At 51.0% G+C, this 10,800-nt stretch carries 8 protein-coding genes; 1 reads left to right on the top strand and 7 read right to left on the bottom strand.

What is annotated here, in order from left to right:
- Positions 1–697 precede the first annotated feature (697 nt).
- The 7 genes from AC2VLY_RS14725 to AC2VLY_RS14695 form a co-directional block, all read right to left on the bottom strand.
- The gene (locus AC2VLY_RS14725) at positions 698–1,504 is read right to left on the bottom strand and encodes a glycosyltransferase family 25 protein (RefSeq protein WP_486894243.1); all 807 of its coding nucleotides are present in this window, start codon (positions 1,502–1,504) and stop codon (positions 698–700) included.
- Entirely contained in the window at positions 1,491–2,429 is a 939-nt protein-coding gene (locus tag AC2VLY_RS14720; RefSeq protein WP_486894244.1) for a sulfotransferase family protein, read from the bottom strand. The genes AC2VLY_RS14725 and AC2VLY_RS14720 overlap by 14 nt, the downstream gene beginning before the upstream one ends.
- Positions 2,422–3,369: a sulfotransferase family protein gene (locus AC2VLY_RS14715; RefSeq protein WP_486894245.1), complete on the bottom strand. Its 948-nt coding sequence runs from the start codon at positions 3,367–3,369 to the stop codon at positions 2,422–2,424. Before AC2VLY_RS14715 ends, AC2VLY_RS14720 begins: the two co-directional genes overlap by 8 nt.
- 98 nt (positions 3,370–3,467) lie before the next feature.
- Positions 3,468–6,596 (bottom strand): efflux RND transporter permease subunit, encoded by a 3,129-nt coding sequence (locus AC2VLY_RS14710; protein WP_486894247.1) that lies wholly within the window; start codon positions 6,594–6,596, stop codon positions 3,468–3,470.
- Positions 6,593–7,789: an efflux RND transporter periplasmic adaptor subunit gene (locus tag AC2VLY_RS14705; RefSeq protein ID WP_486894248.1), complete on the bottom strand. Its 1,197-nt coding sequence runs from the start codon at positions 7,787–7,789 to the stop codon at positions 6,593–6,595. The genes AC2VLY_RS14710 and AC2VLY_RS14705 overlap by 4 nt, the downstream gene beginning before the upstream one ends.
- Positions 7,786–9,234: a TolC family protein gene (locus tag AC2VLY_RS14700; RefSeq protein WP_486894249.1), complete on the bottom strand. Its 1,449-nt coding sequence runs from the start codon at positions 9,232–9,234 to the stop codon at positions 7,786–7,788. Before AC2VLY_RS14700 ends, AC2VLY_RS14705 begins: the two co-directional genes overlap by 4 nt.
- A 402-nt stretch (positions 9,235–9,636) precedes the next feature.
- Complete coding sequence (locus AC2VLY_RS14695) at positions 9,637–9,792, bottom strand: hypothetical protein (protein ID WP_486894251.1); 156 nt, start codon at positions 9,790–9,792, stop codon at positions 9,637–9,639.
- 260 nt (positions 9,793–10,052) lie between these two features.
- Between AC2VLY_RS14695 and AC2VLY_RS14690 the strand changes: the two genes are divergently transcribed.
- Positions 10,053–10,721 (top strand): histidine kinase dimerization/phospho-acceptor domain-containing protein, encoded by a 669-nt coding sequence (locus AC2VLY_RS14690; RefSeq protein ID WP_486894253.1) that lies wholly within the window; start codon positions 10,053–10,055, stop codon positions 10,719–10,721.
- Positions 10,722–10,800: the final 79 nt, after the last annotated feature.

Genomic DNA, 10,800 nt, shown 5'->3' with positions numbered 1-10,800 from the left:
AGCCGCAAAAAGTGCCGACAATGGCGGTCAGTCCAGTCGAGCATGGGGGCGACTGATATCACTTTATCAATGGCCTCTATTGAGTTTATCATCGTATGTCAGTTGTTTTAACTCCATTCCTTTGACGCTATTGTAGGCGCGGATTTCATATACTGCGGCAAGTCTCGGAACAATCCTGTTAGCCCGCAAGATCAGCCCTGGGTTAGCCCATAAAAATGAAAGCACCCAGAAAATTTCGCTAAGTGCCTGTTTTATTTGGTGCTGGCGAGAGGAATCGAACCCCTGACCCACTGACTACAAATCAGTTTTAAGCCCCTTTTTAATCAAACAGATACACCTTTGTGCCCAATTTTTACAACGAGTTGTCCAAGCTGCCACTCCCGCATTATCCCCCTTTTTCCCAACCTCACTTGGGCAAAATTTGGGCGCATATTTGGGCATGATGATAAGAGATTTTGTTCAAATTGTCCTTAGTCATCCAGTATCGAAGTTCAGATCATTGATGCCACACGGGCCCCTGCACCCAAGCGGCATTTATTACGGGAGGACATAAAGCAGAGCAAAGAAAAATCTATACACGCTGACCAGAGTCCTGCTGGATAACATGAAGCGTTTTTTAGCCCCGCCAGTATCTCGCCTCGTCCAGGTTTCGATGCTTTATATTTAAAAATCACTGACACTGTTTGGCAGACAACATTCAGTAATGACTAAACAGTCCCAGAAAATACCTCAAACTGTACAGTAACCCTGCGAGAGCATCTCCGCCATTACGGAGATCGCGCTGCAGGCGACGCCAGAGAGGCCTTTTACCATTTCGCATGGCATCCCAGCCACGGCAAGAAATGGCAGAAGGTAAATCTTGTCTGATTTGAACAACGAATGGCTCCAAAACCAGTACACGTAAACCATGAAGCCAATATTGATCCAGCACCTTATCCACGGGCTCGGTCATTCGAGTGCTGAACGCCAGCAAGCGTTTTGCAGCGGCTGGGCGAATCAGATAAGCGGCCGTTCCCATAGCAGGCCTGACGTAATGCATCAAAGTATCGGTGTCATCCAATTTTTTGTAGGGTAATCCTTTGCGATCATAGCGTTCCGCCATCAGGCGGAGTACGTCCCAGTCTGTCACATGCGCCAACGCCAATTGTAGCTTGGCAGAAAATTCAGGATCCAACTCTACATCATCTTCCAAAATACACCATGCTGGATCTTGTGATTGTGCACAAAGCTCCCAAAGTGCACGGTGGCTCAAAAAACAACCCACTTCTCCAGGGGTCAGGTCATAACCATAATGCCATTGTCGATAACGCGCATCGTAAATCGGCGGGTAGGCGTCTCTCGTACGAGGCGTAATAGCCGGAAAAATTTTCATGGGTATTCCGGCGTTCCTTCGTAAATCTTCTACATGGTTACGGCGATCCATATCCTCAGTAAGCGTAATAACATAAACCGGCGGCAGAAAGGTTTGGGTGGATGACTTTCGGTGAAGGCTATCGGTGGACATGAGTCATCTTCCACCAGAAAGTGCGGCGTCTGCGCCGTCGTTCGCTTTCGTGATCTATCAAGTCCAGGATACCGGATAAATTTTGATGTTCATTTTGCAGAAGCTTCCACGCCTGCCAAAACTGGGTATCGGGCGATACACCACAGTTTCCCAGCACCTGCATCGTTTTGTGTACCAATGGTAAGATGAGTGGGTTTTCTGGGGAATCATTCCCTGCCTGATGATGGCGCAATTTGCTAGTCAAAAAGTGATGCTTATAGGTATGAAGTCGCTCGGCATGAATCGCAAATCCAAGATGCTCTCCTGCGCGCTGCATCGTCTGTGCAGGATGTTCTAACACCTGATCATAATGGAGGATGGCAATTTTTTGGTTTTCCAGCAGGTTCAGGAAAGGCACCCAATGCGCTAACCACATCAATTGGCTGCGCACGGCATCCATACCATTGCGAGTCTGTAGAGAGGCCACCACGGAAATCGGGTGCCTGAGGGCTAAAACAAATTGTATGTCTATTCCTCCCAGATCCGCTACACGCAACCAGAAAGGAAGTGTGCGCAAGGTTCTGGGATCCTTGAATCCCCAGTTATTCCAAACAGCGATTCTTTGTTCCAGTAATTTGAAGGCTTGTTCGGTCAGGTCCTCGTGACGTCCATCAAGAAAAACTTCAGCCGATAAGATACGCACATCGTTCCATGCCAAATCACAGCGCTGCATTAATTTCTGATTAATCGCAACAATGTGTGCGTCTTCCCAATACCCGCGTGGATTATCCATTCCTGGGGATATGAGAGCATCCCCCATATGGATACCCCAACATTCCAAACCTTTGGCAATGGCACTGGTCCCGCTACGGTGCATACCGAGTACGCAGACTGCGCGGCGCGTAGTGGGAGATATCTCCTCTGATTTCAGGGCAAGTTCAGGCATGGCTGATGGGCTCGTTGATCGACCAGGAAGCCCGCAATGACGGCAGCTCCTGATTCAATAGGGACTCCAGTTTCAGGACATCAGCTGCGTAAATGCCCTCTAGATAGTGACGAACTGCGGGATCCAGCTGCGGTTTGGAAGAAGATTTTAAAATCAGGTGCTGATATAACCACCACTGCAGGTTTCTAGGCATAAGCCGATAGCCAATCCAGCGGGCCAACGGGCTCGCGGCGCAACGTCTGGACCACTTGCCACGCGGGGCTTTGTAAGCATTATGTACGGTGTTCAGATCCATCTGTAAAAACGGTTCAAAAGCAATACCCAGGTGCTGGGCAACGCGCTGTAAGGTATCTTCCGGAGCTCGAACCAATTCATCGAATTGCAGAATCTGCACATTGGAAGCGCCAAAGGTTTGGAAGTAGCGTTGTACCGGATCCGCATACAGGCCCAAGTCCACGTACATCCGCGAAATCCCCCAGCCTTTTTCGCGTTGCTCAAAATCACGTTTCAGTAATTCCACACTCAACGGCTGATCAACTATTCCCTCACGAAAATCCATCAGATAATGGGAATGAGCGCGAGCTACTGGATCACGCAGCATGATAATGATTTTGGCATCGGGTGCCACTTGATGAATGCGCTCTGGCACTTCGGGGTACCAGAGATTGGAAGTGCTGGCATCCCCAACGGCAGAAAATTTCAGGGCGCTGCGATAAAGTTTGAGATAATCTGCCTCGTCTTCAATAGATTCTATCAGGAGCTTACGATTGGCTCTTGGCTGAATTTGTGCAAAGAAATGGGGTTCCTTGAACGCCGGTAAAAAAACATCGGGATGCTGCTGAAGATGGCGATAAAGGGAGGTTGTCCCACCCTTGACGGTACCTACCATATAAAAATTGGGCCAAAGCGCTGAAGATGAGGTTGGGTATGATAAAGGCATTGATGACTCCAAGTACAAAACTGATAAAAATTCATCTGGGTAATGTGTCGTGGTATCGAGTAACAGATACCACGGCAAAACCATCAGGGGTTAAATGCTCACAGTTTGAGTGTTGAGCTTTCCTGTGGCTGTGCTAAAGCCGGCATTTTTTCAGGGGCCTGCATGCCTAACCAACGTTTCACCCGATCCCCAAACGACTCCATCCAGAGATAAAAAGCCGGAGTGATGTAGAGGGTCAGAAATTGTGAAAACACTAGCCCCCCAACCACCGCGACGCCTAAGGGCACGCGCGAACCCGACCCAGCCCCAAGGCCAAAGGCAATCGGGAGAACACCCAGAATAGCGGCGAAAGTTGTCATCATGATAGGGCGATAGCGCACGGCACAGGCATCCACAATCGCATCTAAAGCACTTTCTCCTTCGCGCCGCCGGCTGACTGCAAAATCCACAAGAATAATGCCATTTTTCTTGACGAGCCCCATGAGCATGATGATCCCGACAAAACTATATAAATCGAGTGGCTGATGAAAAACCAGCAGGGACAAGAGCGCGCCAAACCCTGCGAGAGGTAAGGCCGAAAGAATAGTGAAAGGATGTAAAAAATGTTCATATAATATGGCGAGCACCACATAGATCAGCAAAATGGTGGCTACCAGCAGCAGGGGCAGCGATGAGAATGCAGACTCGAAGGTGGATGCACTACCTCCAAATTCTCCTGTAACACCTGCAGGCAATATCTGCTGTGCGGTGGCATCAAGCTCTTTGGTCACCGTCCCCAGACTGGCACCCGGAGCCAGATTGAAGGAAATGGTCGTGGAGGGTAGTCCATTGTACTGTTCCAGGCTGAGTGGGCCTGCGTCATAGGTAAAATTGGCCACTGCAGACAATGGTACCAGGGTGCCACCGCTTCCCGGCACACTCAATGAAGATAATGCATTAATATTTTGCTGATATTTTGGAGACAATTCGAAAATCACTTCATATTGGTTCGAATTTCCGTAAATAGTCCCTACTTCCTGTCCCCCATAAGCCAGTGCCAAGGTCTGTTCGATAGATTGCGCTGTCACCCCCATCGCTATCGCCCGGGGACGATTGATCGTGATGGAAACTTGTGGATTGTTGGTTTGTAAATCACTATTGGCTGATTGAATCAGGGTGTTTTTGCGCAACGCAGTCACCAGATTGTGTGTAGCGGTATCCAGGGTGTTCCAATCCTGTCCCTGGAGGACATATTGATATTGCGCATTTGAGGAAATAGGTCCGACCTGAATAGCTGCCGGTTGCTGGAAAAATATTTCGGTATTGGAAAACTGGCGGGTTGCCTTGCGTAGAGAGGCGATAACGGCATCGGTTTTCCCGGAATCTCCGGATTTGAGGCGTACAATCAGGCGACCAGAATTGCTTCCGCCAAAGGCTCCAGCACCCTGTCCGGCCGAAGAGATAACCGATTGCACGCTGGAATTTCGCAAAACAACTGCCTCAATTTTTTTCTGCTCCGCCGCCAGTTCGGCAAAGGACATGCCGGTGGGATACTGAATACTGGCAAAAAAGGAACCATTGTTTTCATTGGGGATAAAACTTTTGGGTACGATCAGAGCCAACCCTACACTGCCCAGGAGCATCAATCCTGCGACACCCAGTAACCAGTTACGGTGTTGCAGCGCCTTGCGCAAGCTGCGGATATAAAAATCACGGCTTCGTGAGAATCCTCGTTCAAACCGGCTTTGTTGGTCCCGGTCTTCCGCAGCACCCCGATGCAAAAAACGACTGGCTAACATGGGGGTAACGGTCAATGCAATCAGGCCGGACAGCAGAATCACCACAGCAATTGTAACGCCGAAGGCCGCAAACAGATGCCCGATAAAACCACCCATCAGGATTAATGGCAGAAAGATGATGGCTAAAGAAAGAGTCATAGCCATGACGGTAAAACTGATCTCCCGAGAGCCGTCCAAGGCGGCCTGCATGGCAGAGGTTCCCCGTTCCAGATGGCGATTGATATTTTCCAGCATGACCACCGCATCATCGACCACAAAGCCTACAGACAGGGTCAGTGCCAGCAAGGTCAGGGTATTGAGGCTATAGCCCAATAACATCATGACCAGAAAAGTAGCCAACAATGACAAGGGGATAGCCAGTGCACCTATCAGAGTAGCCGTAGCCCTGCGTAAAAATAACCACATCACGCCAGCGACGAGCAGGCTGGCCAGCAATAAGGTAAAAACCACGTCTTCGATAGCTGCCCTGATATAATCGGCGTTGTCAAAAACAACCGAAAGATGCGCACCGCCGGGGGCAGATGCCATCAAGGACGGCAGCATCTTCCGGATCCCCTGCGAAATAGCCACCGTGTTACTACCGGGCTGACGAACAACCGCCAGAACGATGCCGGGAGAACCATTAATCCAGGTTTTTTGCAGATTGTACTGCGTGCTGTTTTGCGCCTTGGCTACCGCGCTGAGAGGAATGGGTTGCCCCCCTGCGTACGCCAGAATCAGATGATTGAAAGCTTTGGCCGTATGCAGCTGCCCATGTACCTGCGCAGCAAAATTCACTTTGCCGCCCTCAAGCGTCCCTTCTGGCAAGTCCACATTGGCCGATTTAATCGCGGACTCCACGGTATTCAAGCTGAGCCCACGTGCCGCAAGAGCAAAGGGATTCGCGTAAATGCGCACGGCATAGGTTTGTGCACCGAATACTTCGACATCGGCAACGCCCGGAACCGTGGATAAAGAAGTGGCTACTTTCGTTTCCGCATATTTATCCAAATCGTACAGCGGCATATTGGCCGCTGACAGACCGATATACATGATCGGTGTTGCGGTCGGGTTGATGTTTTTGACCAGCGGTGGTTCCGGCATCCCCGGAGGCAAAAAATGTTCTGCCTGCGAGACCGCATCGGAAACGTCCTGAGTGGCCTCAGCGGCTGACTCGTTGAGGGAGAACTGCAGGATAATCCGGGTAGACCCGTTTTGGCTGGTTGAACTCATCGCCGTCAATCCGGGAATACTCGAAAATTGCCGTTCAAGCGGGGTCGCTACGGCACTGGACATGGTTTGCGGACTCGCACCAGGCAGAGATGCTGTCACCAATACCGTTGGAAAACTCACATTGGGGAGCAAAGCGGAAGGTAATTGCAGATAGCCAAAAATCCCCAGGATCACAATGGCTAATGCGAGTACCGTCGTCGCTACGGGCCGACGGATGAACGGTTCGGAGAGATTCATGCCGTACCCCCGGATTTTTTCGGGGTCCTTGATGCAGCCTTAGTGGTGGAGGAAATAGCGCGTACGGACGCATTGGGTCGCAAGCGTGCGGGTGCGCCTACAATGACTTGGGTGCCTACGTGAATAGTCCCAGAAATGGCTGTCTGGCCTTTATTTTGGCCCAAAAAAGTGACGGGTTGCATGACTGCTTTACCTTGCCGAATCACGTAGACAAAAGGCCCAGATTCGCCTTCCTGCAGGGCAAGCGAAGGAATCAATAAAGCATCGTGTAAGCGTTTTTTAGTAAAGACGACCTGCAGATACTCACCTGACCAGATGGCATTCTCCAGATTCGGCATGGTGGCCTGAACCGTCACTGTCCCGGAGCTTGAACTGACGCTGTTATCGATAGCGGTGATCGGGCCATGACCGAGAAGTTTCTGTTGATCTTCATTCCATACCTGGACGGTATCGGCCTTACTCTTCAACGCAGCGCGCAAATCTCCAAGGTTTTTTTCCGGAAGACTGAATTGCGCTTTGATAGGCTGGGTTTGATTGATGGTCGTCAGGGTAGTGCTGTTGGCCGCGACCAGATTCCCCGATTTGATGGTCAACAGGCCGACCTGCCCGGAAATGGGGGCATTGATCCGCGTATAGGAAAGATTCAGTTCCGCCTGTTGGAGGGCTGCCTGATCCGCAGCTACGGTCGCATTGGCCGTCTCTGCGGAGGCCACCGCTTCCTGATAGGTCTGCATGGTCACGTAATTTTTGGCGATGAGCGGCTTATAAGCCTGGACCTGAAGCGCATCATAGTGCGCCTGGGCCATTTCCCCTTGCAGATTCCCTTTATCCTGAGCCACTTCGGCAGAATACATGGCAGGATTGATTAAAAATAAAGGCTGCCCTCGGGTGACCCATTGTCCGGAATGTACATAGACTGCCTGTAGGGTACCACTCACTTGCGGCGTCACGGTTACGCTGTGTATAGGCACAGCCTGACCCAGCGTATCCACGGTGATGGGCAGATTCCCTTGGATCACCGATGCTACCTCTACAGGAAGAGCGGGAACCTTGCGGTGGTGGGCTTCCTGGCAACCGGAAAGATTGGTCACAATGACCAGTCCCAGTACCACAAAAGCACTCTGTCGAAGCCAACGCAATGAGGGGGTGGCAAGAAGCGTGGCGCGATTACGCGTGAGATGAATGATTTTCATGATTGATCCTGCAAGGATGTCAGATCGTGCGGAATTTCTATGTAACCCAACGCATTGGCCAGATTGGCCAGATCAATGTAGCCGGTCGTAATGTCCTGAATCTGGGTTTGTTGCGCCGTGGTCAGCGTTGCTTGAGCCGTCAGTAAATCCACCATGGTGGCCAATCCTACTTTATATTGCGCCCGAACAGCTTTCAGTGAAGCCTGGGCACTGGCTACAGCCAGTTGCGCGGCCTGAGCGGCCTCGCGTGCGCCCAACACTGTCTGATAGTCTTGATAAACAGTGAGAGAAACCGTTTGCGCTTCTTCGTTCAAACTGGCCTGTGCACTGTTGACTTGGGAGCGTGCTTCTTCTACCTGATAGCTGTCTTTGAAACCAGAGAAAATGGGGACGGTGAGGGTAACGCCGATGGACCAGTTTTGCGAAGGAGATAACTGATTCTGGAACCGCTTACCGCCGCTGACCCCCAGGCTCAGTGTCGGTAAGCCCACCGCCTGATCAGACTGGACGTCCGCACGGTCTGCAAGAATCTGGGCCGCATCGGCAGAAACAGAAGCATTGTGACTGATCGCATAGTGAATCAAGGTTTGTACGGCAGGGGTAACGATTGGTGGAAGCACCTGGGGGTTCAATGGTTGAAGCGGTATTGGATTGTTTGCCAGCAAGCCACAGGATTCAGCCAGGGCACCCTTATCCGAACGGACCTGAGCCCGCGCCGAAATCAGTTCGGCTTTTGCCTGGGCCAGTGCCGCTTTGGCTTGCAGTACATCACTGATCGTGGCCATGCCTGATTTCTGTTGAATAGTGGCCGTATTCAGGCTGGCGAGGTCTTCTGCAACCGTCTGTTGATAGGCGCGTACCAAGGCTTGTTCCCCGATCAATTGATAATAATTTTGAGTGACCGAAAGGGAGACATTTTGTAGAGCGAGGTTGTTATCGAAGCCAGATATAAATAACTGGGCCTTTGCAGCGTTGCGTTGGGCCGCACGTGCACCAAAATCCAGCAAAACATAACTGAGGCTCAGACTCGTAGAGTCCGCATTCAAGGCGGGTATGGCAAACCCTGCCGTGCTGTTTTGCTGAGAACGATTTGCCGAACTGGTGAGGGTCAGGGTCGGTAAATATCCCGAAGTAGTCACACCCAATCCCACCGCTGAAGCTTGGAGATTGGCATAGGCCACCTCGGTAGCAGGATTATGACGCAGAGCATAAGCGGTCAGTTGGGCAAGGGTCATCCGATGGGTGAAATGCACATTATTCGGTCGGGTGGCGGTGGGAAGCTTGAGGGCATGATCACTCCAGGCGGCCCCTGTTCCCGAGCTCAGCCAGGCCTGCGTGTCAAACGGATCTGAAAAAAACGTATCCAACGGCGCGGCACTGGCGGCCAAGCCCCAGCAGCACAGGGTGGTCCCCATCATGATCCGTAGAATTTGTATCGAAGTCACGGCATCCCCTTTATGCAACTCGAGGCTATACTAGTGGCTTTAACCCTGTCTGTGCAGACTTCCTGACCCGCTGAATTATGAACGAATGTAAATGGATGGAGGGTCAGTGTTGAAGTTATCTATTGTTTATCAAAAAGATGTTGGAAATATGCCGCCGCAGTTAACTGTTGAAATTTACAATCCTTAACATCTTCTCACTGTAGAATCGCCTTCTGCCGCAGCTATGATGCTTTCCAGAGATTCTCGCAGGAATCTGCTGGTGACTCTTTCACGCAAGGGGGCAAATCATGTTACTGCGTCATACGGAACTTGTTCTTACGGCTATCCAGTCATTCGGCTGGACGCAAAGTGAAGCATCAAGATCGTCGGCAGTTTCAGCGGTCACTCTTACATGGTGCAGCCCTACACAAAGCGATTACCACCGGAAATCACGAACAGGATATTCCAGACCTTTCCCGGGCCTTGGAGCAGGATCGCCAAATGATTGGTCAGATAGTGGCGCGAGTGACCACAAAGTTGGATGCGCTGCTCTCGTCGGCGCAAAAACAGCGCGTGCATGCGTTTTCTTCTAGCAGTCCATACAGGCAATTTGGGTTTCAATGACAGAAAGGATGGTGGTGTAATGAACCCATTACTCTGGCTGGTGAATTGTACAGATATCCAATCCGCGCTGCTCGCAGACTATTTACGGGATAGAGGCTTTGACCTCCGTCATCTGAACAAAACGGCGGTGTATGGTCCTCCTCCTAAAAAATATGCCCCTGCCTGGTGCGTGCCTGATTTTTGGCTCACAGAATAGTGAGCCATTGATTCATCGAATGAGATCCTGGGGTTTTGATGCGCCGTTGCTTTTTCTTTTCCAGTACGGCGGCACAAGAGATTGCATATCCGTTCTCGACGCTGGGGCGGACGAATGTGTGCACATGCCCATTAGTCATCCTGACAAATTTCCTGTGCCGCAACCTCAGCCGAATCCATTCCTGATTCAGGTCTCACAAAATTTAAGGGGCATCCTGGGGTCGAGTGTGCGTATTGAGGCCGACCCCGCACAACATGTTATCCGCTTGTTCTGGGCTGGGCCACGTGCTGTAGAAGTAAAGTTGCCTATACGCGAAGCCATTCCTAAATCGCTGCCTTGGATCCAATTGTTAGCGATTCTGCTGGTCTCTTTGATCGGTGGTTTCTTGGCCGCGCGCCAGAGTACGCGTCCCCTGATTCGTCTGGTCGACCGCCTGGAAAAATTCCGGCACGGTGAAAAAAAATCCACGTTGATTGCGCGAGGACCGCGTGATATCCGTCAGTTGATTGAGCGTTTCAACCGTCTTGTTACGGAAATTGATGCGTTGATTGATGAGCGGGAATTGGTGCTGGTGGGGGTTTCCCACGACCTGCGTACACCACTCACGCGTATGCGCCTTGCCGTGGAGCTCCTTGAGAAAAGTCAATCGGACCTGCGCGACGATCTTATTGTGTCAAACAGCGTTTAAAAATGACCAGGTAACAGCGTCTATTTTTGACCAGTTTTAGAGGGGGTGGCTGCGACGTTTTTTGAACCGGTAAGAATCG

This window comes from Acidithiobacillus sp. TH-A36, from assembly GCF_057473445.1.
Note: the sequence above shows the minus strand (reverse complement) of the source record. Positions and strands in the feature narration are given on the sequence as shown.

Bases quoted from the DNA above. Each gene is read 5' to 3' on its own strand.
- AC2VLY_RS14710 (WP_486894247.1), bottom strand. From the start codon at position 6,596: ATGAATCTCTCCGAACCGTTCATCCGTCGGCCCGTAGCGACGACGGTA.
- AC2VLY_RS14695 (WP_486894251.1), bottom strand. From the start codon at position 9,792: ATGCACGCGCTGTTTTTGCGCCGACGAGAGCAGCGCATCCAACTTTGT.
- AC2VLY_RS14725 (WP_486894243.1), bottom strand. From the start codon at position 1,504: ATGTCCACCGATAGCCTTCACCGAAAGTCATCCACCCAAACCTTTCTG.
- AC2VLY_RS14715 (WP_486894245.1), bottom strand. From the start codon at position 3,369: ATGCCTTTATCATACCCAACCTCATCTTCAGCGCTTTGGCCCAATTTT.
- AC2VLY_RS14720 (WP_486894244.1), bottom strand. From the start codon at position 2,429: ATGCCTGAACTTGCCCTGAAATCAGAGGAGATATCTCCCACTACGCGC.
- AC2VLY_RS14705 (WP_486894248.1), bottom strand. From the start codon at position 7,789: ATGAAAATCATTCATCTCACGCGTAATCGCGCCACGCTTCTTGCCACC.
- AC2VLY_RS14690 (WP_486894253.1), top strand. From the start codon at position 10,053: ATGAGATCCTGGGGTTTTGATGCGCCGTTGCTTTTTCTTTTCCAGTAC.